Genomic DNA, 26,456 nt, shown 5'->3' with positions numbered 1-26,456 from the left:
ATGCTTATCCCAACTATCTGTACTATGGGTTAACATAATGAAAGTAAAATAATCTACCTATTGCAGCAAAAGCAGCAACCAAACTTCGCAATCATGATCCAAACTTTACCCTGCTCTATGTGTTTTTAATTACCAATCCTTTTAGAACTGACCTTAAGCAGTACCGGGCCAATATGGTGGTTAAACTATCCTCACTAACCAATTCCACCCTGGAAGGCCGTTTTATATGATCTTAGAAAGATTTTTAAACCCGGTTATCAATACAAAAAAGCCGGAGTAATTAACAAAGGGAATTATACCCGCTTCTCAGCGGCAGCAAAACGGAAAAGTAAAATTTTGCGGAATGGATCTTGGCCTTAGCTGGAAGATGAATCAGGAAAGACTTTCAAATCAATAGACAAGCAGGATTGACGAGATTATTCGGGTAAGTTGTAGCTAAAAAAGGGAAACTCCCATTTTTAAATTTATTAAGCTTTTTATGTAAACTGCAAGCTTATAAACAGTTAAATATTATAACTTTAGGAGAATGAAAACTCTTTACCTAATATTTATATTTATACCTTTCTACATTTTTGGGCAAGAAGTTTATTTCTCTCCCTTTACTGAAACTTATCCTAATATTTACAGGTCAGAATTCGAAAAGATTAACCGGAGAATTATTTTTGAACCCAATGAAGTAACCATTGTAACCGAAACTCAAAGAGGCAAAGATATAGAAGTTTTAAATATCAAGGAAATCCGATTTGTAGATAACAGGCTTATATTACAATGTCAAAACAGGAGTAAGAGTAAAGTAACGATTATATTACCGAAGAAACAGGAGCAACTTTTTTATATAGATTATTATTACCGCTCCCCTACAACCAATGAAGAGATCCAACTAAGGTTGTTCCTTGAAGAAATGCAAACTGGCTTTGGAGATCCAGTAAAAATTAAAGTTGGTTAAGATTGAGAAACACAGAAACCGGAAACGCAACAAGGTCAACCTGATTTATCAGAATCTCATATGACCTAACATCAAATCTTTTTGTAAATAGATGCCTTATGCTTATAGCTTATGCCATCCCTTGTGTATGCTCCTCCCGAAATCATCCACATCGTCCTATTATCTGGGAAGGAGATTTCATATTCTGTACCGACACCAGCACTAAATATTTTATAAGTTCCATCAGAAATTTCTTCCCATTGGAGATCATCACTTGTAGCTGCTTCATTTATAATACAATCTCCAGTACCTACGTCCACTGTATATTCCACAGACTTAAAATTTCCATTATTATTAAAGGTGATCATAGAATTTTCCGTACACGTTGCAGGATCTCTTTCAAATGCTTCCCCCCATTCTGTAAATTCTGTTATTCCCTGATACTGCCAGCTACCTAAAATTTGGTTTGAAGGTTCATCTTCAGAAGAACAGGAATAAAATAGAATAACTAAGAGAAGAAGTGAATTTTTTTTCATTGAACAAGTGGTTAATTTTTAATTTTACTTTGATTCATTTCTATTATTGAGAGCAGCGAGGTTAGTAGTTCTCGCTTTGAGAGATGTTGGGCAGCGGAAGTTTGACCAGGTTTAAACAGAAGTACATTAACTGTTCTTTGTTTCCGGGATGCCATCCTAGGTTTCAAAATACAGGTGAAAGTGATTACTGCAACCCGGATTAAAGCTAGCTTCACAATTAGGACAGGTATTGCTGGATACCATATATTCTTTAATACTAAGTTCGTGTCCGCAAACGCCACATAAGATGGCTTTTTGGTCAAACTCGGTTTTAGACCATACTTCGTGATCGTGCTTGGCCTCCTCTTGATGGCAAGAAAAACAGGGGTAGTATTTATCGCAGCATTTAAATTTAATAGCGATTACATCCAGGGCTGAATGCCAATGAACACAGCGAGTTTGTTTATCTATAGACTGCCCATAAACAGTCGTCCCTTCAATTTGAAAAATATTAGTAGATTTTGGCATTTTTTCCTGAGAGTAAGTAAGGTTGAAATAAAACAATAATATGAAGAAACTTATTAGGTGCGTTGGTTTCATATTTTAATAATATCAATTAGTTTTTAATACCCGTAACTTACAAAAATAGGTGATTTTTATGATTCATTTAAAATTGTATTTTTTTCAATTCTTGATCTCTGAAATACTTTTTAATTGAAAATTATCTTCCCATTTGGTAATGAGCTCTAAATCAAAAACATCGTAATTGTCAGTGATTTTTGATTTGGGTTTCTATATCATTTCATAAAATACGTGTTAGCCTGCCTTACTTACCTTAGCAACCTCAACTCATAATGAAGAGTATCTCAAAAAATAAGAATAATCTTACATAATTAAATACTTTTCACACCAAACAATGCATTAATTTGATTTTTACAAAAAAACATTTTGTTTTAAATTTAAAGAATAAATATTTTTTATTAATTTGGTTTCCAGTTGAATAAAAAAATTCCAGGGGTCCCTGATTAATGGTAACCAATGGATTAAATTGTGAAAGTTTTCAACTTTTAATCTTCTAAAAACTACAGAAAATAACCAAAAATAAAAGGTTCTTTTCTGATTATATAGAGCCCCTCAATATATCCCTAAAGTATTTTGGCCTCCTGGGACTTTGTAGATCCCTGTATTAAAGTAATAAACTATTATTTTGATTAATTAAATTGATGATGATATGGCCCATGCTGCATATTTAGAGGATGAGGGTCAGATGAAAAATGGATATGTGAAAATATCTGGCCTAAGAATTTACCTAAGTGCCGTTTTATTTATACAAAATATTTAAATATCAAATTTTATTAACAACTAAATACCAATTAATTATGTCAGATTCAAATCACCATGGAATGCACAGTTTTGAAGGTAAAAATGTGCTTTGTTCGCATCATTCTTTCGAAAAAGAAAGTTTTGGCCGTTTTGGCAGAATGTTTAGAGATTTGCCTCCACTTTATAATACACCATCAGCTCTCTCTGGTCTTGGAAAGAAAGATGGACCGATGAATGGAGGCAATACTCCTAAATTTACTGATTCAGTTCCGTTAGGAATGGTTTTCTTCGGCCAGTTTATTGACCACGATATTACCTTTGATACTACCACCAGTTTTAGTAGTATTAATAATCCTAATGAAATCGAAAACTCTCGTTCTGCTAATTTGGATCTGGATAGCGTATTTGGAGGTGGCCCAGAGGATGATCCTTTTCTATACAGACCAAGAAAGGAAGGTTTTTATTTGTTAACTGCATTGAGCAACAATAATATAGGCCAAAATCAGGCTACAGAAAAGCATGATCTGCAACGCAATGGAAAGGAAACCGCTATAATTGGAGATCCTAGAAACGATGAAAACAGGGTGATTTCTCAAATGCAATTGGCTTTCATTAGATTTTATAATGCCAATTATAAAATGCTGAAGGATGCTAATCCAGGTTATAGTGCTGAGCATTTATATGAAGAAGCAAGAAAAACAACCACCTGGCATTACCAATGGGTGGTAGTTAATGAGTTTCTTCCAATTATGTGTGGAAAATATTTGGTTGCTGATATTTTAGGAAATGGGCGTAAATTTTATGAGCCCCATTATAGTGCATTCATTCCAGTGGAATTTTCTGTAGCAGCGTTTAGGTTCGGACATACAATGATTGCTCAAAATTTAAAACTGCAGCTAGATGGAGATAGTAAAAGTATTTTTTCACCAGAATTTGGAGAAGGCTTTAAAAGAATTACAAGTAGCAAACAAGCAATAGAGTGGGATGCTTTTTTTGATTTTGGCACTGATTTTCAGAAGGCAGAAAAACTGGACACAACATTAGCTCCTATCTTATTAGAATTGCCTTTTGTACCATCTAACGACCCAGATGATAAGTCATTAGCAACAAGAAATTTTAGAAGAGGACAAAGCTTTCTGTTGCCTTCTGGTGAAAATGTAGCAAGATATATGCACAGAGAGGAAAGTGAAATAGAGCAGATTGTAGATTTTGTACACAATAAAGCAAATTCTAATGATATTGATTTATCTGCAGGCATACCGCTATGGTTTTATATTTTGGCAGAAGCAGAAGTAATAGGAAGACAGGATACTGACAATCAGTTTTCTTCGGGTGAGGGTCTTGGTCCTGTAGGAGGTAGAATAGTAGCAGAAGTACTTATAGGAGTTTTAGAGCTGGATAGAGAGTCATTTTTAGGTAACAACCGGGATTGGGTGCCCACACATGGTAAAGATGGAGTCTTTACCATGAAAGATCTAATGGAAAAGGCAGATGAGGCTTATGATCTTTAACCAAAAGAATTATTTTCTACAGAAAGTTGAAAAGATTACATGATAAATTATCACTAGAAATGTATGAATGAAAACATTCTCATTTCGGATGAAATCACTCACCTAGGCATAAAAAGCCCGGTAGACGCAGTTCTTACCGGGTTTTATAACTAAAAGTCTACTATCCTCCCCTTATAACCAAAACGATGCCCTCTCCCCCATTCCAATTTTTTTTACTTTCCAGCTTCCATTCTCTCATATTATTTAAAGGTTTCTCCCATCCTAGGCGCAAGCAAAAAAACAAAAATGAGGCAAAATGGGGTCAAAAGTTTATTTTTCTTACTTGTGTAACCAAGTAACTTAAAAGTTGGAAACTTGTCCAAATTCACCCTCTTACAAAATATTTATATTGATTTTATAGGCTCTCAAGGCTATTTGGTAAATTGCCTTTTATTTAAGAATTAAGGTTCCAACAGTTGAGAATTGAACCTAATTGCACCTCTATGCTGTTCCTTGAGCTTTTGCACTGATCTATTAATAGATCAAGCCTAATTAAATATTAGGTAAAGGTTAAAAGTTATAAAACCCTTTTAGATTCTTTGGTTTTAACATTAATCGCACAATTTTTAGTCATATAGCCATGATTAAAATTCCTATTTCTTAAATGCCTATATTCGTTAAAAACAATTAACAATTGTTTAATTGTTATTTTAGAGAAATAACCCCAATCTATGCAAGAAGACAAAATTGATTTTACAACCTGGCCCTCTAATGATCAGGGTTTCTTGTTATTGGCAGATCTCGAAAATTCTAAAATTGAATATATAAACAATATTGCAGCCTCTTACTGTGGGGTTGAACGCTCGGTATTCAATAATCTTTGCTTTTATAAGGAATTTCTACATCCTGATGATTATCCTGGTTATATAGCTCATTTAAAGTCTATGAAAGAGTTACTTCCAGAACAAGAAATTATGAGCTTTGCCCGTCTAAAGGGTAAGTGTGGAAAATTTAAAAAATTTCGGTTTAAAGATCGTCTTTACAGAGGTTTTACTGATAAAAAGAGACAGATTGTATTAAGTGTAATTAACGAAGTGGATTCCGAAAATAAGAATAAAATTAAAAATACTGAAAATACAATTTTGAAAAATAAAGCTACTGAAAGTGAATACCAACAGTTGCTTTACTCAATGGATGAAGCTTTTTTTATTGCTGAGATAATTTATGACAGTGAGAAAAATCCAATTGACATCTATTTTGAAAAGACAAACCCTGCCTTTGAAAAACAAATTAATCTAAAGAATGTACCTGGTAGGACGATAAGGGAAATATTTAATTCCCCTCGTTTAGAATGGTTAAAAACTTTTGGGGAAGTAGTGAAAAGCGGGAAACCTATTCGTTTCCAAGATACATCGGCCAATTTGAACGATTCTTGGTTAGATTTTTACGTGTTTAAACTGGGAGATCTCAATAGCAGAAGAATTGGGGTGCTTTTTAGAAATATCACTGACCAAAAAATTGAGGAGAAAATCCTGGAGCAAAAGGCGATTAAGCGACAAGAAGATTTAGAAGAGAGCAACGAGTTGCTGCAAAGTGTCTTTGAATCCACCAATCTTGCGATAGTAGTCTTCCAATCTCTATTTAATGATAATGGAGAAGTGCATGATTTTAAATTTCTGAGAATAAATAAAGTTTTACGTGCTTTATATATGGACCAGGATCCAGTAGGAAAAACTTATCTGGAAGTTTCCAAATACGGTGTAGAAATGGGGATGTATGACGCTTTAAAGGAAGTGGTAAAGTCTGGGGAACCCATGGATAAAGAGCTTTATTTTGATAAAGATAGCTATAACCACTGGTTTAGACTCACCGCAAGAAAGCATGGTAAATTATTAATAGCAACTTTGGAAGATATTACTGAACGTAAAATTAAAGACGAACAACTAAAGGAAACTATCAGATTTAAGCAACAATTGGTACGGACCTCTCCTGAGACCATAATTATTTTTAACCTTTCTCAATTCAATGTCAGATACATAAATAAGGATATTTTTAAAAAAGGTGGGCTCACAAGAGAAAAAGTACAGGGCATGTCTTTGGAAAAATTGCTCCCTTTTATTCATCCTCGTGATAGGGAAACAGTCATGAATATGCACAGAAAATTATTAAAATCATCTGATGATGACATTCACGATATAGAAATTCGATTAAAACTTCAACGTACAAGCTGGGAGTGGTTTAACGTTCGTGGAAAAGTATTTCACCGTAAAGATGAATCCTGGGTTGAAGAGTATGTATTGTTAGTTAGAAATATTCATAATTTTAAAAATACTAAAAAAGCACTTCTAAAAGCCGAAAAGCTTTCCATTCAAGGTGAACTTGCTCGTACCTTTGCACACGAATTACGAAATCCACTTGCCAGTATCGGAATGGTTGCGGAAGTAATTGGCGCAAAACTGGCTGGAGAAAAAGATAATTATAACACCTACTTAGAGATTCTTACACGAAGCACAAAAACCCTAAACAACCTTGTAAATAATTTACTGAATTCGGCTAATTATACTCCCGCGGTTTTAAAAAAACAAAACCTGGCTGAAATTTTAGATGAAACTATTAATATGGCTTCAGACAGAATTTATCTTTCTGGTATTAAAGTGATCAAAAACTACAAGGGCCCATATAGTATTTTAGCGGATTCAGCTAAACTTAAAATTGCGCTTCTTAATATAATTGTGAATGCAAGTGAGGCTACTGTTCCTGAAGAAGGTATTATAACAGTGGAAGTAAGGAAACATAAAACCGATTTCCAGTTGAGCATTACCGATAATGGACATGGTCTACAACAGGAGGAAATTGATAGATTATTTGAAGCTTTTTATAGCAAAAAAGAAACAGGCATGGGTGTGGGTTTAAGTTCGGTTAAAAATATTCTAGAGGAACATGATGCTCCCATAAGAGTAGAAAGCAAACCTAAGGAGGGTACCACGTTTAATATTTATTTCCAGAATGTAGCATTATTATAAAACATCTTAAAATGCTTGGGAAGGTGGCAAAAGAGTAGACCCATTTCCTTTTAGGTTACCAGGAATTCTCTTTAACTGGTATTGCGTTGTCGTTCCACCTTAAATTTGCTTAGTTAGATTTTACTGAATTCTTTGATTACCCAAATAAGCCATTTACATTTGCTACTTATTACAAATCAATTCTAAGTAAGATCCTAACACTACCTTTATGAGAATATACATTCTTCTTTTTTTAACCGTACTTTCATTTTCTTGTGATGATTCCAGTAAGAAAGCGACCTTACAAACTCAAACAGAATCATCAAAAGCTTTAACCACTGCCGATGCAATGGTAGTCTCTGCCAGAGCTGAAGCCTCCGAGATCGGTGTTTCAATTATGAAAAAAGGAGGGAATGCTTTTGATGCTATGGTAGCTACCGAGATGGCGCTAGCAGTAACTTATCCTTTTGCCGGGAATCTCGGCGGAGGGGGATTTATGGTGTATCGTGAGACCAATGGAAATACTGGAACCCTAGATTTTAGAGAAAAAGCTCCTTTAGCAGCTACCAAGAAGATGTATCAAAATGAAAATGGAGAGGTGGATAAAAGAGCCAGCCGGTATGGTGGTTTGGCCGTAGGTGTACCGGGTACTGTAGCAGGGATATTTGCAGTTCATCAGAAATTTGGATCATTGCCTATGGATACCATTTTAAAACCTGTCATTGATTTGGCTAGAAAGGGTTTTATCGTGACAGAAAATCAACAAACCAGATTAGAAAAATATCGTGATGAATTTCTGCAACAGAATAAGGATAGTATCTTGTTTTCCTATCCTCACCAAACAGGTGATACTATAAAGAACAAAGCTCTTGCCGCTACCTTGGAAAGGATTATTAAAAATGGAAGAGACGAATTCTATAATGGTCGGACCGGAGATAAGCTTATTAGATTCCTGGAAAACAACGGTGGTATTATGACCAAAGAAGATTTAAAGAATTACGAGGTACGCTGGAGAGATCCAATTGAGGTTCAATATAAGGATCTAAAGATAATTTCAATGCCGCCTCCATCGAGCGGAGGTATTGTTCTGGGTCAAATCCTTAAAATGATAGAACCCTATCCCCTTGTTGAATATGGACATAACAAATTAGCATACATTCAATTACTAACGGAAGCCGAACGAAGAGCATATGCGGACAGGAGCTTTTATTTAGGTGATCCTGATTTTGTTGAAATTCCTACTGACAGTCTTCTCTCAGATAGATATTTAAAAAAAAGAATGAAAAACTTCAATCTAAACAAGGCAACATCTTCCAGTGAAATTAATTACGGGAAGATTAGTGGATTTGAAAGCATGGAAACCACCCATTATTCAATTGTCGATTCCCTCGGAAATGCTGTTTCTGTTACTACCACTTTAAATGGAGCCTATGGTTCAAAAATGTATATCGAAGAGCTTGGTTTCTTCTTAAATAATGAAATGAATGATTTCAGTGCTAAACCCGGTGTGCCAAATATGTTCGGATTAATCGGCGCCGAAGCTAATTCAATTGCTCCTGAAAAAAGAATGTTAAGTTCTATGACCCCTACTATTGTAGAAAAGGATAATGAGCTCTTTATGGTGGTGGGAAGTCCCGGGGGATCTACTATAATTACTTCAGTTCTACAAACAATTCTCAATGTTCATAGTTTTGAAATGAGTATGCAAGAAGCGGTTGACGCTCCCAGATTCCATCATCAATGGCTACCAGATGAAGTCTTATTTGAACCAAATGCATTTGATCAGGAATTATTAGATTCACTTCAGCAGCGAGGTTATAACGTTAACCAAAAGGATTCTCAGATTATCGGAAAGGTTAATGCCATCAAAGTACTTCCAAATGGAATGTTGGAAGGAGGCGCTGACCGAAGAGGGGATGAAGCTGCAAGGGGCTATTGAGCGAAAACGTTTTAAGTTAAAATTTAATTATTAATAACATATAGGATAACTAGGTTATTGGTTTTGGTATCTTTGTTTCTTAAACAAGATACTTATGATAAAATATTACTTACTGATCTGTTTTCTATTTTTTGGATCACTTGCATTTTCACAGCAACAAGAAATTAGCGGGACAGTTGTAGATGATCAGTCCCAACCTTTACCGGGTGTTTCGGTTGCAATTAAAGGAACCAACCAGGGAACCATAACTGATTTTGATGGAAATTATTCCATCAATGCTTCTCTTGGGCAGACCTTGGTATTTTCCTTCGTGGGTTTTGATGCCAGGGAAGTCTTAATTGATCAAATCGACATTGATGTTCAGATGGTAGCGGGTACTGCATTGGGAGAGGTCGTTTTGGTTGGATCCAGGAGTCGAAGTCGTACCGTTACAGAATCAGCGGTACCAGTTGATGTACTGGATATGGAGGAAATACAAACCGCAGTGCCTCAGGTTAACCTTAACCAAATGCTTAATTATGTCGCACCTTCATTTTCATCAAATACACAAACTATTGCCGATGGTACAGATCATATTGATCCCGCCTCTTTACGCGGGCTTGGTCCGGACCAGGTTTTGGTGCTCATAAATGGTAAAAGAAGACATAATTCTTCTTTAATAAATGTAAATGGTTCATTTGGACGAGGTAGTGTCGGAACCGATTTAAACGCTATCCCCGTTGCCGCTATTCAAAGAATTGAGGTACTAAGAGATGGTGCCGCAGCACAGTACGGTTCTGATGCAATAGCAGGGGTGATCAATATTGTTTTAAATGAAGACGTAGGCGAGTTAGAACTAAATATAACTTCGGGAGCTAATTTCTCTAAAAATGCGAATAAACAAACCGGAGGAATAGATGGGGAAACAGTAAACGTGGCTGCCAGCTATGGGATTGCACTAGGAGAGCATGGTGGTTTCGTAAATTTTTCAGGAGATTTTGATTATCGTGAACCCTATAACCGGATGGCGGAATGGGAAGGATCTATTTTCAATGCTTACAATGCCATAGAACGCGTGGCAGTTAATAATGGTGCCGACATATCCAATCTCAGTAATAGTCAGATTCAAGAGTTTGCACAACAAGTTTCATATTTCGATGCTGATTTTCAAAATGATATCGCTACAGCAGAAGATAGATCTATCCTTCAGGAACTTCTAAGTATGAATGTTACAGAAGCTGAGCTTGATGCACGCGGACAGCAGCGAAGCGATTATAATATGAGAGTAGGACAGTCTGCACTTCGTGGGGGTCGTTTCTTCGCAAACTTTTCACTTCCATTAGATAATACGGGTACTGAAATTTATTCTTTTGCAGGTATAAGTTCTCGAACTGGTGAATCTGCTGGATTCTACAGATTACCAAATCAAAGTAGAACATATACTCCAATCTATATCAACGGCTTTCTTCCACGGATCAATTCAAAAATTAAAGATCAATCATTAGCTGTCGGAATAAAAGGCATGATAGGTGACTGGAGCGTAGATTTCAGTAACACCTACGGTAAAAATGAATTTGACTATTTAATTTCAAATACTTCCAATGCTTCCTTGGAGGGAGCTTCACCAACAAGTTTTGATGCCGGTGGATTTTCATTTGCTCAAAACACAACAAATCTTGATATTTCTCAATTTTTTGACGATATTTTTGAAGGCTTAAACATAGCCTTTGGAGCAGAACATCGATGGGAAAATTACCAAATCGTGGCTGGAGAAAAAGCCTCGTATGAACAGTATACAGAAAATGGGGAGGTAATTACCAGTGCTTCTCAAATGCCGGCTCAGGATTTCTTTGGAAATTCGAGAGCTGGAGGTTCCCAGGTTTTTCCAGGATTTAGCCCACAAAATGAAATTTCACGCGAACGTACAAGTGTCGCTGGATATTTTGATGTAGAAGCTGACTTCTCCGAAAAATTTTTAATGACATTTGCAACGAGATTTGAAAATTATTCAGATTTTGGTTCTACAATAAATTTCAAGCTAGCTTCCCGTTATAAGCTTTCTGAAAATGTAAATCTCAGAGGTGCGGTCAATTCAGGTTTTAGAGCTCCTTCTCTACACCAATTATATTTTAATTCAACCTCCACAATTTTTAACGATGAAGGAATCCCTGTAGAAGTAGGAACTTTTTCAAACGATAGCCGGGCAGCACAATTACTTGGTATACCCGAACTAAAAGAAGAAACATCTCGTAGTGTAAGTATAGGACTTACCTCCAAAATTCCAGATGCTAATCTTACCTTTACCGTGGATGGATATTTTGTAGCAATTGATGATAGAGTAGTTTACACTGGGCAGTTTAGAGGACCAGGTACAGGTACAGAGTTAGATCAGTTGCTTTCTCAGGCCAATGCTACAGCTGCATCATTTTTTGCTAACGCAATAGATACTGAATCTAAGGGAATAGACGCGGTCCTCACACATAGCGCTATATTTAGTGAAAATTTACAGTTAAAATCAGATCTAGCTGCTACTCTTTCTAAGACCCAACAAGTTGGCGATATTCAAGCTTCTCCAGAATTAGAACGCGCCGGTTTAGTAGACACATACTTTCCTGAAGATAGCCGTATCTATTTAGAAGAAGCAGTACCAAGAACGAAAGTTAATTTAAGTAACAGTCTTGTGGCTGGTAAATTCAATTTTTTTCTTAGAAATGTTTATTTCGGAAAAGTGACTGAAGCGGCATCAGATCCTTTAAGACAACAAGAATTTGGTGGAAAAGTTATTACTGATTTATCTGTTGGTTATAAAGCTACTGATGCCTTGACCCTGACAATTGGATCAAATAACCTTTTTGATATTTATCCAGACGCAGCTGATCCGGCCTTTGGAAACCGGAGTGATGGAAGATTCGATTGGTCAAGATCTGCACAGCAGTTTGGATTTTCTGGAAGATTTTTGTTCGCTAGAATAAGTATTAACCTGAAATAAGACGGCCTTTATTAAAATGAATAATCCTCGGATATGCTCCGGGGATTATTCGTTTTAATGTTTTTTTATTCAATGTTTTTTTAGGCTTCATTTTAATTGAATTCTAAATTATGGAAACTCAAAGCCTTTTTTATTTAGCTATAAAGTATTAGTATGAGAAAAAGCAGAACATACAGAAAGGCTAAATATATAATTTACCGGCAAACCGTCCTGGACCCAGTAGACCATTTATGGACTTTTTTAGGTGGTTTTGTTGGAATTGGTATTATTGGATTCCTTCAAAGCTTTCAGTTTTCTCAGACTGACAATATTTTTCTTATAGGTTCCTTCGGTGCCTCGGCGGTTCTAATATATGGTGCATCTAATAGTCCACTAGCCCAACCCCGTAACCTGGTCGGAGGTCATCTTATTAGTGCCTTTATTGGAATTTGTTGTACCTATTTAATTTCCGCACCCCAATTACTATGGTTGGCCTCTGCCCTGGCGGTTTCTTTTTCAATCGTAGCTATGCAAATTACTAAAACTATGCATCCTCCTGGAGGAGCTACCGCGCTTATTGCTGTAATTGGGAGCGATACAATAAAAGATTTAGGATTTTTCTATATACTTAGCCCGGTCCTTTCAGGCGTTTTTGTATTATTGCTGACCGGACTTTTTTTTAATAACCTGTCCAGGAATCGAAATTACCCATATCGATAAGCTTTTTACTTTAAGATGAAAAAAAAGAAAAAATATCTCCAATATATTAACATGTTGGATCAACCTATCAAGTTCCAAGCCTTTTTATTCAGCAGGTCTTTTTTATTGTGGGCATTCCTTGGGATTCTTGGGGGAGTTATGGCTGGAATTTACTGGATAGTCTTGAGTTTTCTAACTCACCAACTTGAATTCTTTGAAGGATGGCTGGTTATACCAGTTATGGCAATTTGTGGATTACTAGCTGGACTTATAATACATTTCATAGGGGATCCTGGAGAAATTCACTTAATCGTTAATAATATAAGATTTAATAAAGGTAAACTGGACCCTGGGAATAATCCTTCCATGATCTTATCCTCCTTACTATGTGTGGCTTCTGGGGGTAGTTTAGGTCCGGAGGCCCCTTTAGTTCAGGTTACGGGTTCAACAGGCACCTGGCTTGGTAAAATGCTTAGAATTAAAGGAGAAGACCTTAGAAGCTTAAGTATTGCAGGAATGGCCTCCGGCTTTACTGCTCTATTCGGAGCTCCTTTAGGGGGAAGCCTTTTTTCTTTAGAAATCCTTCATCATAGGCACGCGGTAGAATATTATAGAGCAATTATACCGGCATTGGTGGCCAGCTGCTTTAGTTACCTAATCTTTGCCATTATTATTCATTTAGGCCTGGGACCTATTTGGGATATACCAACCTATGAGTATGAAGGAATGTATGATTATCTGTTTGCAGTTCTCTTTGCTGCAGCCGGAGCTTTGACAGGCTGGGTTTTTATTTATGCTACCAAATATTGTAAAAACATTTTTGAAAAAATTAATCTGCCCATTTATGCAAAAACGTTTCTGGGAGGAATATTATTGGGAATAATTGCCTTTTACTTTCCATTAACAAGATATTTTGGTCATCATGAAATTAATGAATTATTGATTGGTGATATAAATTTGGAATTATTATTTGCCCTATTAATTTTTAAAATACTTGCCATCGCCATTACAGTGACCTCCGGTTGGCGTGGGGGATTCATTATACCTCTATTTTTTGTAGGAACCAGTTTGGGTCTGATAATTCACCAAATATTTCCGAGTATTAACCCGGCTCTTGCTGTAGTAAGCTGTATGGCCGCTATAAATGCATGTGTTACACGCACACCGATGAGTACCACCATTTTACTTTCCACCTTAACCGGTTTCCATTATTTCATACCTATATTATTCGCAAGTCTTACTGGATATTTTTTAGCACCGAGAATCCCATTCATTGGATCACAAAAGGAAGTTGTAAAATGAATGTAAATAAATTTCATCTTTGGATAAACCTAGCCTTTTTGATGCAAGTGACAAGGTCTTATCACAAACCCCACTTCTATATAACTTAAAGGTAGCGTTTGTCATCTACATTTAACTAAGGCTAAAGCCATAAATTGGTATTATCGACAGAAATTTAAAGGAGATAAGATTTCCAAAATTAAACTTAATACTGTAACAAAATTTCGATATCGCTATACGATATCCTATTTCAGAAAGGATAATTTTATGTTTTGTTTCTAAAGAAAACTTATCTTTCATATTTTAAACCCTATTTCCCATGAAACCTGAAATCATAATTTTTGATGTAAATGAAACCTTACTCAATCTTATCCCATTAAAAGAGGAAATTAATGCTGCGTTGGAAAACGAAATGGGGTTTGATGTTTGGTTTCCAAAATTGTTGCACTTTTCTCTTGTTGAAACTGTAACTGGAAACTTTAGTAGTTTTAGTGAAATTGCTGCCGCCACTTTTAAAATGATTTCAATCAAATTTGAGAAAGAGTTTTCTGATACTGAAATCAAGAATATTCTTGAAGAGATCATGAAACTTCCGCCTTATCCCGATGTGAAACCAGGATTGGAACAATTAAAAAGTCATGATTTTAAACTTATCGCTTTTAGCAATGGTAGAACCGATATTTTAAAAACTCAGCTACAATTTGCCGGAATTCTTTCCTATTTTGACGGAATTCATAGTATTGAAGAAATAAAAAAATACAAACCGCATCCGGATTGCTATAAACATATTCTCAAAACCTATAAGGTAACTCCTAAAAAGGCCATGATGGTTGCTGCTCACCCTTGGGATATAATGGGGGCGAAAAGTGCTAAAATTCAAACCTGTTTTCTTAACAGACCTGGAAAGGTTCTTTATGATCTAGCTGAAAAACCTGATTTTCAAGTTTCTGAAATCAAAGAGATTTTAGCGAAAATCAATTAGAAATAAAATAGGACCAGTTACTAGCAAAAGATTCTATCGTTTAAAATATATTTATGGCAGACTGGGATTAGACCTAAACTTACTAGCCAAACTTAAAATTGGATTTTTGAAACCAAAATACCATAAAAAACTTCCATAAGTTATTTCATCAAAAAAAAAAGATTGTATCCACTTTCAGGGTTAAAATAAAAAATAATAGTTACTAGGGTTATTCAATTACTAAATGAAAATAAAGCTACGGGATATGATTTAAATCTACATCAGTAATCAATAGCACTTCTTAGTTAAGAAATGAAGATTTAACTATTAATTGATCTTAAGTTAACTTTTAGGCTATTTTTAGTATTTAAATTAAATCTTATGGTTTATAAAAAATTTATTCCATTTGAACAAAGAAATTTCAAATCTTCTTTAACCAGGATTATTAAAACTGAAGATCAATGAAGCTTATAGGAAAAATTTTAATGACCCTCGGTGTTTTGTTGGGAAGTTTTATATTAATAGGCTTTACTTTTGAACAAGAAGACACCCTAAATACACCTCCAAAATTTTTTGCACTTGTTTTGGGCTTGGGGACGATCGCTTCTATTTTTGCAATCTGGCGAAAGGAAAAAAGTTCTACCGGAAAAGAAAATAATCCAGATTTTTAAACCGCCCTATTCCATTTTAGTAAACTCTATCCATTTTTTTCAATGTTAAAACTATCTAAAAGAACGGGAAGAATTCGCACTTCTCTATAGTGATCCTTAAATTTAAGATAAAAGCTATTATATGAAAAAGGTTAAATTAGGAAAATCCAGTTTAAAAACATCCCCAATTATATTTGGAGGCAATGTTTTTGGTTGGACTTTAAATGAAGAAGAATCGTTCAAAATGCTCGATGAGCTTTTTGAACTTGGATTTAATACCATTGATACAGCAGATGTTTATTCCCGTTGGGCAGATGGAGTCCCGCATGGAACTTCTGAAAGGATCATAGGAAAATGGATGAAAGCTCGTAAGCTTCGCGATAAAATAACTGTAATAACTAAAGGTGGCTCTGGTTTACAGCCCGGAGGACCAAAGGATAATTCCAGAGATTATCTTACCGGTGCGGTAGAAGATTCGCTTTTAAGATTGCAAACCGATTATATTGATCTTTATTTCACTCATTTTGATGATGGGGAAACCCCGGTAGAAGAAGCCTTGGAAGCATATCAAAAGTTTATAGATACCGGTAAAATAAAGCACATTGGTGCTTCAAATTTTTCTGCGGAAAGATTACAAAAATCATTAGAAATAGCCAATAGAAAAGACTTACCTCCTTATGAAGTATTTCAACCTGAATATAATTTAATGGTTCGCGATAAATATGAAGGAAAAATCGAGAAAATTTGTAGTCAAAATAATTTGGGAGTAATTCCATATTTTTCACTTGCTAGTGGTTTCTTAACTGGAAAATACCGGAGTAAGGAAGATTTTCAGGGGCAGGAAAGAAAGATTTTTACAGAGAAGTTTTTAAATGATCGAGGCAAAAAAGTTCTAAAATCTCTTGATGAAATTTCCGAAAAATACAATACTTCACAAGCCGGTATTGCCCTGGCCTGGTTAATAAACCGCCCGGGAGTAAGCGCGCCAATTGCCAGTGCCACAAAATCTTCACACCTAAAGTCTTTCACACAAGCGGCTGAAATTTCACTATCTCAGGACGATATGGAGGTTTTGAATAAAGCCAGTAAACCAGAAGAGGATACCAAAAAATAAAACAAGTGGGTAAAACTTCGGTCTTATCGGTTTTAATAGACCTGATATAGGTCGCTAAGTAAAATTCGTTTCTTACTTCAGGGTCGGCAATTTAATCCCGATCTAAAAATTTTGGTTATAATTAAGTTCAGCCAGGGGTTTCAACTAACTCAAGAATTTTACCAGTTCAGCGAAATCTACTTGTTGTTGCTCCCCGGATTTCATATTTTTCAGAGTGAATTCTTCAGCTTGTATTTCCTTATCTCCTGCCAGAATTACAAATGGAATCTCCCGCTTATTAGCATAATTCATTTGTTTTTTCATCTTGGTGTCATCAGGAAATAATTCCGCAATAATATTCTCCGCCCTTAAACGGTTTACGGCTTTCAAAGCGTAGAGAGCTTCCTGATCACCAAAGTTAATAAAGAGTGCTTTGGTATTATGGGTCACTGCTTCGGGAAAAAGATTCAATTCTTCCAACACAAGATAAATTCGATCCAATCCGAAGGAAATCCCTACACCACTCATATCTTTTAAACCGAAAATTCCTGTTAGATCATCGTAGCGACCTCCCCCCCCAATAGATCCCATTTTTACGTTTTTTGGAGCTGAAACTTCAAAAATTGCTCCTGTATAATAATTGAGTCCACGGGCCAGTGTAACATCCAGATCCAAGGTTGCCGTTTTCAGAGGTATTTCTGCGATTGCTCTTTCTACAAATTCCAGTTCTTTAATTCCCTCTTTTCCGATTTCGGAATCCCTTAGAATTTCCTTGATTCCCGCTATTTTTTCAGTAAAATTTCCTTTTAAATTAAAAATTGGTTGTATCCTTTTAATTGCATTTTCAGAAATACCCTTAGTAAGCATTTCCTGAATTACGCCCTCTTCTCCAATTTTATCAAGTTTATCAAGGGCGATAGTAAAATCAATAATTTTATCTTTTTCCCCAATAACTTCTGCAAAGCCGGAAAGTACCTTCCTATTATTGATTTTAATACTAACTTCCTTTAATTTTAATGCAGAAAAAACCGCATCATACAATTGAATAAATTCCACCTCCTGCCATTTGCTTTTACTTCCTACCACATCAGCATCACATTGAAAAAATTCCCTGAACCGTCCTTTTTGAGGTCTGTCAGCACGCCAAACCGGTTGAATCTGATATCGCTTAAACGGAAAGTCAATTTCATTCTGATGCTGCACCACATAACGTGCAAAGGGCACGGTAAGATCATATCGAAGTGCCTTTTCACTAATAGAGGGAGTAATCTTTAAACTGTCTTTAGTTTCGTAAGCCTGGGAATTTGCTTTTTTCAGGAAGTCACCGGAATTCAGAATCTTAAAGATTAACCGGTCACCCTCTTCCCCGTATTTTCCCATCAAGGTATCAGAATTCTCAAAGCTTGGGGTTTCAATAGGTTGAAATCCAAACTTTTTAAATTCGGTTCTAATTTTATCAAAAATATAATTTCTCTTGGCGACTTCAGCCGGATTAAAATCTCGAGTTCCTTTTGGGATAGAAGGTTTTTGTGCCATAGAATCTTTTGGAATTAATGCTGTTATGGATTTAAAGTTAGGGCCGAAAACCGGCTAAAACAATGCTGCAAATATCTTAAATTTTAATCGATCCCAAACAAATTTCGGTTTTTAAGTAACATTCTTGGATATAGGAAGTCTAATTATATAGCACTGAAAAAACTTTCTATGTTCGGGATGTTTAAAGAAAATGTAAGTATTGCTTTTAATTCGATTAAAAGTCAGTTACTTAGAACGATATTAACCGTATTGATTATCGCTATCGGGATAACTGCGTTAGTGGGAATTTTGAGCGCGGTTACGGCGCTAGAAAATACTATAAGCAGCGATTTTGCTTCTATGGGCGCAAACACCTTTAATATCCAACGCTATGATTTCAATTCTCAACGCCAAGGTGGCGGCGAAGTCGAAAAAATAAATCCGGTAATAAGTTATCGAGAAGTTCGAGAATTTGAAGATAATTATACGTATCCGCAGGCTCAAACTGCAGTATCCTTTATTGGAACTACCCTTGCTGAAGTGAAATACATTAATGAAAAAACCGATCCCGAGGTGCGTGTATTAGGTGTAAACGAAAACTTTCTGGAAAACTCAGGTTTAAAGGTAGAAAAGGGTAGGGAATTTAACATTTTTGATATACAGAACAATAATAATGTGGTGGTTCTTGGAGCTGATTTCGCAAAAGCTGAAGGGCTTTTTGAAGGCAATAACCCTATAGACAAAACAATTAGTATAAGAGGTCGTAAATTTAAGGTAATTGGAGTCTTAGAGTCTGAAGGTTCTACATTTGGAAATAACCAGGATTTAAGGGTTTTAATGCCTATACAAGTTGCACGCTCGATGTTTACCCAACCTCAAATAAATTATTCTGTCAGCGTTAAAGTGGACGATAAAGAACTGCTGGAAGGTGCACAAGATGAAGCTATACTAACTTTTAGAAACATAAGGAGACTCAATCCCATGGAAGAAAATAATTTCGGACTGGAACGCAGTGATGACCTTATTAATAGAATTTTCTCAATTACCAGTTATCTCAATTATGCGGCCTGGATTATTTCTATTATTACTATTTTCGGTTCTTCCATTGCTTTAATGAATATAATGCTGGTAAGTGTGACCGAAAGAACCCGCGAAATTGGAGTTAGAAAAGCACTTGGTGCAAAACGGAAAACCATTGCTACCCAGTTTTTTATGGAAACACTTATTATTGGTCAGATTGGTGGTTTAGTAGGTATTATTTTCGGAATACTTATTGGATTGGGAGTTTCTGCAGCAGCTGATTTTGATTTCACCACCCCCTGGATTGCGATGATATGGGCAACAGCTATTACTATTTTGGTAGCTATTCTAGCCGGAAGTTATCCCGCAGCTAAAGCTGCCAAACAAGATCCTATTGAGTCGCTAAGATATGAGTAGTTATGACTTTTATAACCAAATGAAAAATCGTTTTCAAATTTTCAGGTTCTCCTAGAGATTCTGTGCTTTTCTTATCTGTACAATTTTGAACCTCTACGCAAAAGATCAATTGAATTCGGGGTTTCTAGCAAGCGTATAAAGCAATAATTTTTTGGTGCTGTTAGACATAATTATTGGCTAGGTGGACATCATCCAGACTCAGTAAGGCACAGGACAATTGAATCCATTTTGTTTACACCAGCATTTTCAATAGAGAAATCATAGGGAGGACAACTGGAATTTCAAAATTCCTGCAACAATTATTTACGTTCTACCATTTTATCAAAATATTGATAGAGGTCTCCCTTTGTGATGTTTGCACCTTGCTTGATGAGGGCAAAAACGTCCTTGTTCCTATCCTCACTTAATGCCTTAGAAGATGTGTAAATATTCACCGATTCGTCCAGCAGGTTGGTTTGCAACCAGCTGTAACCTTTGCGAGTAGTTAAATCAACGCCCTGATGTTCTACTTTTATAGCAATAAGATGAATTGTAACTTCGGAAATATGAAATAAATAAATTTGATTAGCCGAGAAATGCTCTAGAAACTCCACTTTATTTAAAACTCCTTCCCAAATAAGGTCACTGAAAACATCAAGCTCCTCTTCAGCAGCTTTCGGGTTGTTCTTTTTAATATCGTCCCACTCTTCAGCCGTTATGGACTGGGCAGCCAGGAAATTGATAAATTCCTGTTTCATTTCTTCAAACTGTTCTTTTGTTAACCTGGAATATTTCATTTTTGATAAAATTAAAAAGAATATTTTCTGTGGAAATTAGCCTGAAAGAATAATGTATCTTTTGGCGCAACCATCATAAATTAGATGGCATTTGAAATAAGAAAAGCCCACTACTGGAGCGGGCTTTTAACATTACAATAAAATAAATTAAGCTTCAGCTACAACATCAAAATTGTAAGTAGAAATTACTTCACGATGAAAACGTAAAGTCGCTTCATACTGTCCCAATCTCTTGATGTTTCCACCAGCTATAGTAATATATTTTTTATCGATTTCAACGCCTTCTTTAGCTAGAGCATTTGCTAGATCACCATTGGTAATAGAACCAAATAGTTTATCTCCGGCACCAGCTTTGGCAGTTAACTTAATCTCTACGTTATTAAGTTTTTCAGCCTGCTTTTTAGCCTCATCGATATGTTTCTGTTCTTTATAGGCTCTTTGTTTCAAGGTTTCAGCTAACACCTTTTTAGCTGAAGGAGTTGCAAGATGTGCAAATCCCTGAGGTATAAGATAGTTTCTGCCGTAACCGTTCTTCACGTTTACCACATCATCTTTAAAGCCTAAATTATCTACGTCTTGTTTAAGTATCAATTCCATAATTGCCTCTTTTTATTTTAGTAAATCACCAACATATGGCATTAATGCAAGATGGCGTGCCCTTTTCACGGCAACAGCCACTTTTCTTTGGTATTTTAAAGAAGTCCCTGTTAAGCGACGAGGCAATAATTTTCCCTGTTCGTTCACGAAACTCATTAACCAATCTGGATCCTTATAATCGATATACTTAATTCCAGACCTTTTAAAACGACAATATTTTTTCGTTTTACTGGTCTCTATATTAAGAGGTGTAAGATACCTGATCTCACCATCTTTTTTTCCTTTTGCTTGTTGCTCAATAGATGTAGCCATACTTACGCTTTTTCTTGTTGTCTTCTATTTCTTCTTTTCTCAGCCCAGGCGATTGCGTGTTTATCTAACCTTACAGTTAAATAACGCATCATACGCTCGTCTCTTCTAAAAGCAAGTTCCAATGGCTCTATGGCCTCTCCTGGAGCCTTGAATTCAAACAGGTGGTAAAACCCGCTTTTTTTGTGTTGAACTGGGTAGGCTAATTTTCTAAGCCCCCAATTTTCTTTCGATACCATCTCGGCCCCTTTAGAAACAAGAAATTCTTCGTATTTCTGAACTGTCTCCTTTATCTGTTCATCAGATAAAACGGGATTCAAGATGAAAACAGTTTCATAAGTGTTCATAAAAATTTACTTTAAATTAAATTGGCTGCAAAAGTAACTCTTTTATTTCTATTTTCAAAGCTTAAACATAAACTCCAATTGGGGGGGTACAGAAACTTTCATGGAAGAAAAACCAAAAGAATTTCGACATATTCAATTAAATATATAAAACACATTTAATAAGAAAAGATAAACTTCAATTTATTCAACGAATTTAAAGTTTATCTTGTAATTATAAGATATTATGTTTAATATTGTTATTACTTAACCTAACTACTGTGGAAGAAATTTTACTCAAATGTATTGTTGTTGATGATTCCAGCTTACAGCGTTTATCTATCGTGAAGCTTATCAAGGATCATGCAAATCTTAAACTGGTTGCTGAGTATAATAACGCCATTGAGACAAAAAATGGTCTTCTCGATAATGAAATCGATTTAATATTTCTGGATATTGAAATGCCGGTATTAACCGGTTTTGAACTTTTAGACGATCTGCCAAATAAGCCTCAAATTATTTTTGTTACCGGGAAAACGCAATATGCTTTTAAAGCTTTTGATTATGATGCGGTAGATTATATTCATAAGCCGGTAACAAAAGAACGTTTCAACAATGCGGTTAATAAGGCGGTAAACCTGTATAAATTAAAACACCAAATCACAGCGGTGCCTGAGGATGACGATTATATTTTCGTAAAAAGCAATCTCAAAAACCGAAAAGTTTTTCTGAATAAACTTAAGTATATTCAGGCATTAGGAGATTATGTAAAATTTGTTACGGAAAAAGAAAACTTCGTGGTACTGGCTACAATGAAATCCTTTGAGGAACAACTTCCCAACGATAAATTTCTCAGAACCCATAAATCTTATATTGTAAACCTGGATAAAATCGAGAGATATAATTCTAAGAACATTGAAATAGACAAGCAAAAATTACCCCTTAGCAGGCACAAAAAAAACAACCTTGTTGAAGCTTTAAGTGCCATACAATAAATTCCTTGTTAATATCCGAATGATTGTCTTCGTATTAGGTAGAAAAATTACATCTACCAACCCGTTAAATGGGATCAACGTTGATCACCACTTTTACACTTCTATAAGCTCCGATAGCATTAAAACTTCCCATAATTTTGTTAAGAACTTCTTTGGTTTTACCTAAAGATTGTTGTTGCGGAATTTTAAGCAGGATATTTTTGTAATATTCATTCCTAATTCTTGCCACAGGGGGAAATTCGGGACCTAGTACATTTTCTTTAAAAACATTTTTCATACCTAACGCCAGCCAATCTGCAGCTTCATTGGTTTTCGAGTAATCACGACACTTCAGTGTAAGCCTGATCAATCTATAAAAAGGTGGATATTTATAATTATAGCGCTCTTCTAACTGATCCTTATACATTCCAAGATAATCACCCATTGAAACTTGTTGAATAATTTGATGATGTGGATTATAACTTTGAATTAAAACCTTTCCTTGTTTTTTAGTTCTTCCTGCCCTACCCGCAACCTGAAGCATGAGATGAAAACTTCGCTCATGAGCCCTGAAATCGGGAAAATTCAGTAAATTATCCGCATTCATAATACCTACGAGGTTTACCTTTCGAAAATCAAGGCCCTTGGAAAGCATTTGGGTCCCAATCAGAATATCTATTTCCTGTTGTTCAAAAGCATTAATTAGTTTTTCATAGGCATATTTTCCTCGAGTGGTATCCTGATCCATTCTTGCGGTTTTATAATCAGGAAAAATAGCTTTCAACTCAGTTTCAATTTGTTCGGTCCCAAACCCTTTGGTGGTAATCTCCGAACTATCGCAGGCCATACATTTTTTTTGCATTGCTATATGATATCCACAATAATGACAGCGCAGCTGATTATTATGGCTATGATAGGTCAAACTAACATCACAATTTGGACATTGGGGAGAATGACCGCATGTATTACATTCAAGGACCGGTGAAAAACCTCTACGATTTTGAAATAAAATCACCTGTTCTCCTAGATTCAAAGTTTCATGAATTTCAGCAAGCATTTTATCGGAAAAATGCCCTTTCATTTCCTTTTTTTTGTATTTGCTTTTTATATCTACAATTTCTATTGCAGGCTCCTGTACGTCACCAAATCTTCGGTTTAATTCCACAAAAGCATATTTATGATGCTGAGCGTTAAAATAGGATTCCAGTGAAGGTGTAGCAGATCCTAAAATAGTTTTTGCCTTAAAGAAATTCGCCAGTACTACCGCGGCGTCTCTTGCGTGGTAACGAGGAGCAGGATCAAATTGCTTGAAAGAAGTTTCGTGTTCTTCATCTACTACGATTAGGCCTAAATTTGCAAATGGTAGAAAAATAGAAGAACGTGCACCAATTACAATTCTAGCTTTTTCTGAATTTTCCAGAATATGCTGATACACTTCTACTCTTTCGTTTACTGAATATTTACTGTGATAAACCAATACCTTATCTCCAAAATAAGATCGCAGGCGCTCGATTAACTGAGTAGTTAATGCAATTTCCGGCAATACATAAAGTGCCTGCTGGCCACCATTAATAACTTTTTCAATAAGCTTGATGTAGATTTCTGTTTTTCCGGAAGAAGTAATTCCGTGCAATAAACAAACAGCATGTTCCTTTAGTCCGGTTTCAATTTCTATAAAGGCCTTACCTTGCGTTTCACTTAAGTGAATTCCTGTTTCAGAGGATACTCCATTAAAGTTAACTCTATCAGTCTTCACATAATATTCTTCGAAAATATCCTTATTAATTAGGCTTTTAATAATGCCTGCAGAAACACCGGACTTCTCGCATAGTTCTTTTAGCCTTAAAAGTTTTTTAACTTGTGCCGTAACGCTGAAATAACTTAATAAAGCTTCCTTCTGTTTGGGCGCTTTTTCCAGTTCATCTAAAAGCCGATGCATTTCAGTCTCATTCTCATATACCGGATTCAATTTTACAAAACGAACTTTTTTAGGTTTATACTGCTCATAAATTTCCTGATTCAGAACGATCAAACCCTTTTCTACTAAAGCATTTATAACAGGCAAAACAGCTTTTTTGTCCAGGATTTTCATCACTTCCTGGATTTTCACTGAAGATTGTCGCTGTAAAGCCTCAATAACTAAATACTCATCATCTTTGAGCTCATTTTCATCAATTTTAGCATTTTTAATAAGCTGAACGATGCTTTCGCTTTCCAACAAAAATGCACCAGGTAATGCCGCTTTTAACACGTCCCCTTCGGCGCACATATAATAGGAGGCAATCCATGACCAGAATTTTAGCTGATGTTGTGTCACCAGAGGTCTTTTATCCAAAATTTGATTTATAGGTTTTGCCTCATAAACCAAGGGTGGATTTTGGTGGATTTTAGCCACGATAGCAGTATAAACCTTTGACTTACCAAACGGCACCGCGACCCGCATTCCTTCTTCCAAAAAGTCGGCTTCTTCTTGAGTTATTACATAAGTGAAGCGTCTTTGTAAAGGAAGTGGTAAAATTACATCTATAAAATACGACATATGGACGAATCTACTCTGGGAAAATTCCCTGGATGTTTAGTTGAAAAAAAAATCGTAGTGCAAAAGCCTAGGTATTTGTATTCAAAAATAAAAACCATCCTTTAAAAAAGAATGGTTTTAATATTTAAATTTTAAAAGTTTTATTCTAATCTTTCCCAAACTTTTGTTTTATAGAAAAAAGCAATGTATCCCCTAACGTTTAGCTCATCAGGGTTATCTTCATCAACCCAAATTTTACCTTCATATTCTTTCCCTGACTTTGGGTCTATCAAAGTGCCATCCACATACTCGTCACCTTCCTTTACAAAATCACGAATTACGTTTAAGCCTTCGATAGGTTTATTTTTTAATTCTCCCGGACACTCGGTACATTTACGGTCGCGGTGTTCTTCTTTGGTGATCCGTATTACCTTTCCGTGAACAGCACCATCTTTTTTATAAATCTCCACTATAGAATTTACACGTCCCTCATCGTTAACTACCTTCCATTTCCCAAATACACCTTGTGCAAGGAGTCCAGGAGAAACCAGGATAAATCCAAAAAGCAATAAGTTAAATAAGTTGAATTTGGTTCTCATTATATTCATATTTTATTGTTTACCCAACAGACCTTCTTTCAGATCTTCATCCGCTGGTCGATTAGAAAGCCATATTCCAAATAAAGCTTTTTTAAATTCCATTCCCTGAATTGAGCCCAATTCTTTTCCATTTTTATAGACTACCGAACCCCTGCTAGGTAAGTATACGATATCAAAAACATCTCCTTTATTAATTTCATCTTCAAAAAAGCTGATGAATTTTTTAATTTCAGTGAAAATTGGTGCGGTATTTCCGTCTGTTGCATTTTTAAAACCTTCATTGACAGCTTCCATCATTCTCTCGCTAGTAATCATTTTTGAAACGATATGCAGTCTTATTGCCATCGCTTCATCTTTAGTCAATATTTCTAAAGCATTCTCCGACTTATTCGTAAGATAAAGGCCGCCGGCATACATATCCATCCAGAACTTTTCTCTTACTCCGGCTCCGTTAAGTTCTATCTCCTGAGAACCATATTCTAACACATCGGGCAAAGTAACACCTCCAATTTCGGTCTGTGCGAAAGTTAAATTTAAGCCGAAAACAACCATTAATAGGATTAATACATTTTTCATTTTAGAA

The 26,456-nt window shown here is 35.7% G+C and carries 22 protein-coding genes; 12 read left to right on the top strand and 10 right to left on the bottom strand.

Annotation, left to right across the window (positions count from 1 at the left end):
- Nucleotides 1-526 precede the first annotated feature (526 nt).
- The gene (locus DET49_RS12650; protein ID WP_133548472.1) at nucleotides 527-946 is read left to right on the top strand and encodes a hypothetical protein; all 420 of its coding nucleotides are present in this window, start codon (nucleotides 527-529) and stop codon (nucleotides 944-946) included.
- Between the two features lie 71 nt (nucleotides 947-1,017).
- Here the strand turns inward: DET49_RS12650 and DET49_RS12645 are convergent, their stop codons facing one another.
- A complete protein-coding gene (locus tag DET49_RS12645; protein ID WP_133548471.1) occupies nucleotides 1,018-1,461 on the bottom strand; it encodes a hypothetical protein in 444 nt (147 codons plus the stop codon).
- A 156-nt stretch (nucleotides 1,462-1,617) separates the two neighbouring features.
- The gene (locus DET49_RS12640) at nucleotides 1,618-2,040 is read right to left on the bottom strand and encodes a CHY zinc finger protein (RefSeq protein WP_133548470.1); all 423 of its coding nucleotides are present in this window, start codon (nucleotides 2,038-2,040) and stop codon (nucleotides 1,618-1,620) included.
- Between the two features lie 779 nt (nucleotides 2,041-2,819).
- Between DET49_RS12640 and DET49_RS12635 the strand changes: the two genes are divergently transcribed.
- The 9 genes from DET49_RS12635 to DET49_RS12595 all read left to right on the top strand — a co-directional run bounded on the left by DET49_RS12635 (nucleotide 2,820) and on the right by DET49_RS12595 (nucleotide 16,846).
- Nucleotides 2,820-4,274 carry a peroxidase family protein gene (locus tag DET49_RS12635; protein ID WP_133548469.1) on the top strand — a complete coding sequence of 485 codons (1,455 nt, stop codon included), beginning with the start codon at nucleotides 2,820-2,822 and terminating at the stop codon, nucleotides 4,272-4,274.
- Between the two features lie 710 nt (nucleotides 4,275-4,984).
- Nucleotides 4,985-7,276, top strand: coding sequence for a PAS domain-containing sensor histidine kinase (locus tag DET49_RS12630; RefSeq protein WP_133548468.1), 2,292 nt, complete (start codon nucleotides 4,985-4,987; stop codon nucleotides 7,274-7,276).
- Nucleotides 7,277-7,484: 208 nt separating this feature from the next.
- On the top strand, nucleotides 7,485-9,194 hold the full coding sequence (ggt, locus tag DET49_RS12625) for a gamma-glutamyltransferase (protein WP_133548467.1): 1,710 nt from the start codon (nucleotides 7,485-7,487) through the stop codon (nucleotides 9,192-9,194).
- A 94-nt stretch (nucleotides 9,195-9,288) separates the two neighbouring features.
- Nucleotides 9,289-12,162, top strand: a complete 2,874-nt coding sequence (locus DET49_RS12620) for a TonB-dependent receptor (RefSeq protein ID WP_133548466.1) — start codon at nucleotides 9,289-9,291, stop codon at nucleotides 12,160-12,162.
- Nucleotides 12,163-12,315: 153 nt separating this feature from the next.
- On the top strand, nucleotides 12,316-12,861 hold the full coding sequence (locus DET49_RS12615) for an HPP family protein (RefSeq protein WP_133548465.1): 546 nt from the start codon (nucleotides 12,316-12,318) through the stop codon (nucleotides 12,859-12,861).
- A 15-nt stretch (nucleotides 12,862-12,876) separates the two neighbouring features.
- On the top strand, nucleotides 12,877-14,142 hold the full coding sequence (locus DET49_RS12610) for a chloride channel protein (RefSeq protein WP_133548464.1): 1,266 nt from the start codon (nucleotides 12,877-12,879) through the stop codon (nucleotides 14,140-14,142).
- Between the two features lie 298 nt (nucleotides 14,143-14,440).
- Nucleotides 14,441-15,103, top strand: a complete 663-nt coding sequence (locus DET49_RS12605; protein ID WP_133548463.1) for a haloacid dehalogenase type II — start codon at nucleotides 14,441-14,443, stop codon at nucleotides 15,101-15,103.
- Nucleotides 15,104-15,543: 440 nt separating this feature from the next.
- Complete coding sequence (locus DET49_RS12600; RefSeq protein ID WP_133548462.1) at nucleotides 15,544-15,753, top strand: hypothetical protein; 210 nt, start codon at nucleotides 15,544-15,546, stop codon at nucleotides 15,751-15,753.
- A gap of 121 nt (nucleotides 15,754-15,874) precedes the next feature.
- The gene (locus tag DET49_RS12595) at nucleotides 15,875-16,846 is read left to right on the top strand and encodes an aldo/keto reductase (protein ID WP_133548461.1); all 972 of its coding nucleotides are present in this window, start codon (nucleotides 15,875-15,877) and stop codon (nucleotides 16,844-16,846) included.
- A 144-nt stretch (nucleotides 16,847-16,990) separates the two neighbouring features.
- On the opposite strand, the gene hisS is transcribed toward DET49_RS12595, so the two are convergent.
- Nucleotides 16,991-18,361 (bottom strand): histidine--tRNA ligase, encoded by a 1,371-nt coding sequence (gene hisS, locus DET49_RS12590; RefSeq protein WP_133548460.1) that lies wholly within the window; start codon nucleotides 18,359-18,361, stop codon nucleotides 16,991-16,993.
- Between the two features lie 168 nt (nucleotides 18,362-18,529).
- Here hisS and DET49_RS12585 point away from each other — a divergent pair, with 168 nt between their 5' ends.
- Complete coding sequence (locus tag DET49_RS12585) at nucleotides 18,530-19,777, top strand: ABC transporter permease (protein ID WP_133548459.1); 1,248 nt, start codon at nucleotides 18,530-18,532, stop codon at nucleotides 19,775-19,777.
- Nucleotides 19,778-20,076: 299 nt separating this feature from the next.
- Here the strand turns inward: DET49_RS12585 and DET49_RS12580 are convergent, their stop codons facing one another.
- From DET49_RS12580 to rpsF, 4 genes are all read right to left on the bottom strand, one after another.
- A complete protein-coding gene (locus DET49_RS12580) occupies nucleotides 20,077-20,553 on the bottom strand; it encodes a DUF6495 family protein (RefSeq protein ID WP_133548458.1) in 477 nt (158 codons plus the stop codon).
- A 147-nt stretch (nucleotides 20,554-20,700) separates the two neighbouring features.
- Nucleotides 20,701-21,150 (bottom strand): 50S ribosomal protein L9, encoded by a 450-nt coding sequence (gene rplI, locus DET49_RS12575; protein ID WP_133548457.1) that lies wholly within the window; start codon nucleotides 21,148-21,150, stop codon nucleotides 20,701-20,703.
- Nucleotides 21,151-21,162: 12 nt separating this feature from the next.
- Complete coding sequence (rpsR, locus tag DET49_RS12570; protein ID WP_075327082.1) at nucleotides 21,163-21,462, bottom strand: 30S ribosomal protein S18; 300 nt, start codon at nucleotides 21,460-21,462, stop codon at nucleotides 21,163-21,165.
- Nucleotides 21,463-21,464: 2 nt separating this feature from the next.
- Nucleotides 21,465-21,806: a 30S ribosomal protein S6 gene (gene rpsF, locus DET49_RS12565; protein ID WP_133548456.1), complete on the bottom strand. Its 342-nt coding sequence runs from the start codon at nucleotides 21,804-21,806 to the stop codon at nucleotides 21,465-21,467.
- A gap of 257 nt (nucleotides 21,807-22,063) precedes the next feature.
- On the opposite strand from rpsF, the gene DET49_RS12560 reads away from it, so the two are divergent.
- Entirely contained in the window at nucleotides 22,064-22,777 is a 714-nt protein-coding gene (locus DET49_RS12560; RefSeq protein WP_133548455.1) for a LytR/AlgR family response regulator transcription factor, read from the top strand.
- Between the two features lie 64 nt (nucleotides 22,778-22,841).
- Here DET49_RS12560 and priA read toward each other — a convergent pair whose 3' ends face one another.
- The 3 genes from priA to DET49_RS12545 form a co-directional block, all read right to left on the bottom strand.
- Nucleotides 22,842-25,295 carry a primosomal protein N' gene (gene priA / locus DET49_RS12555; protein WP_133548454.1) on the bottom strand — a complete coding sequence of 818 codons (2,454 nt, stop codon included), beginning with the start codon at nucleotides 25,293-25,295 and terminating at the stop codon, nucleotides 22,842-22,844.
- Between the two features lie 140 nt (nucleotides 25,296-25,435).
- Nucleotides 25,436-25,873: a DUF2147 domain-containing protein gene (locus tag DET49_RS12550; protein WP_133548453.1), complete on the bottom strand. Its 438-nt coding sequence runs from the start codon at nucleotides 25,871-25,873 to the stop codon at nucleotides 25,436-25,438.
- Nucleotides 25,874-25,885: 12 nt separating this feature from the next.
- Nucleotides 25,886-26,449, bottom strand: coding sequence for a chalcone isomerase family protein (locus tag DET49_RS12545; RefSeq protein WP_133548452.1), 564 nt, complete (start codon nucleotides 26,447-26,449; stop codon nucleotides 25,886-25,888).
- Nucleotides 26,450-26,456: the final 7 nt, after the last annotated feature.

The organism is Salegentibacter sp. 24, from assembly GCF_004362395.1.
Lineage (GTDB): Bacteria > Bacteroidota > Bacteroidia > Flavobacteriales > Flavobacteriaceae > Salegentibacter.
This window is presented reverse-complemented; position numbering and strand designations above follow the sequence as displayed.

Excerpts from the sequence above, each read along its gene's own strand:
- DET49_RS12600 (WP_133548462.1), top strand. The coding sequence starts at position 15,544 with ATGAAGCTTATAGGAAAAATTTTAATGACCCTCGGTGTTTTGTTGGGA.
- DET49_RS12605 (WP_133548463.1), top strand. The coding sequence starts at position 14,441 with ATGAAACCTGAAATCATAATTTTTGATGTAAATGAAACCTTACTCAAT.
- rpsF (WP_133548456.1), bottom strand. The coding sequence starts at position 21,806 with ATGAACACTTATGAAACTGTTTTCATCTTGAATCCCGTTTTATCTGAT.
- DET49_RS12580 (WP_133548458.1), bottom strand. The coding sequence starts at position 20,553 with ATGAAATATTCCAGGTTAACAAAAGAACAGTTTGAAGAAATGAAACAG.
- DET49_RS12545 (WP_133548452.1), bottom strand. The coding sequence starts at position 26,449 with ATGAAAAATGTATTAATCCTATTAATGGTTGTTTTCGGCTTAAATTTA.
- DET49_RS12615 (WP_133548465.1), top strand. The coding sequence starts at position 12,316 with ATGAGAAAAAGCAGAACATACAGAAAGGCTAAATATATAATTTACCGG.
- DET49_RS12640 (WP_133548470.1), bottom strand. The coding sequence starts at position 2,040 with ATGAAACCAACGCACCTAATAAGTTTCTTCATATTATTGTTTTATTTC.
- DET49_RS12595 (WP_133548461.1), top strand. The coding sequence starts at position 15,875 with ATGAAAAAGGTTAAATTAGGAAAATCCAGTTTAAAAACATCCCCAATT.
- DET49_RS12620 (WP_133548466.1), top strand. The coding sequence starts at position 9,289 with ATGATAAAATATTACTTACTGATCTGTTTTCTATTTTTTGGATCACTT.
- hisS (WP_133548460.1), bottom strand. The coding sequence starts at position 18,361 with ATGGCACAAAAACCTTCTATCCCAAAAGGAACTCGAGATTTTAATCCG.
- rplI (WP_133548457.1), bottom strand. The coding sequence starts at position 21,150 with ATGGAATTGATACTTAAACAAGACGTAGATAATTTAGGCTTTAAAGAT.
- DET49_RS12610 (WP_133548464.1), top strand. The coding sequence starts at position 12,877 with ATGAAAAAAAAGAAAAAATATCTCCAATATATTAACATGTTGGATCAA.
- rpsR (WP_075327082.1), bottom strand. The coding sequence starts at position 21,462 with ATGGCTACATCTATTGAGCAACAAGCAAAAGGAAAAAAAGATGGTGAG.
- DET49_RS12585 (WP_133548459.1), top strand. The coding sequence starts at position 18,530 with ATGTTCGGGATGTTTAAAGAAAATGTAAGTATTGCTTTTAATTCGATT.
- DET49_RS12635 (WP_133548469.1), top strand. The coding sequence starts at position 2,820 with ATGTCAGATTCAAATCACCATGGAATGCACAGTTTTGAAGGTAAAAAT.
- DET49_RS12650 (WP_133548472.1), top strand. The coding sequence starts at position 527 with ATGAAAACTCTTTACCTAATATTTATATTTATACCTTTCTACATTTTT.
- DET49_RS12550 (WP_133548453.1), bottom strand. The coding sequence starts at position 25,873 with ATGAGAACCAAATTCAACTTATTTAACTTATTGCTTTTTGGATTTATC.
- ggt (WP_133548467.1), top strand. The coding sequence starts at position 7,485 with ATGAGAATATACATTCTTCTTTTTTTAACCGTACTTTCATTTTCTTGT.
- DET49_RS12645 (WP_133548471.1), bottom strand. The coding sequence starts at position 1,461 with ATGAAAAAAAATTCACTTCTTCTCTTAGTTATTCTATTTTATTCCTGT.
- DET49_RS12630 (WP_133548468.1), top strand. The coding sequence starts at position 4,985 with ATGCAAGAAGACAAAATTGATTTTACAACCTGGCCCTCTAATGATCAG.
- priA (WP_133548454.1), bottom strand. The coding sequence starts at position 25,295 with ATGTCGTATTTTATAGATGTAATTTTACCACTTCCTTTACAAAGACGC.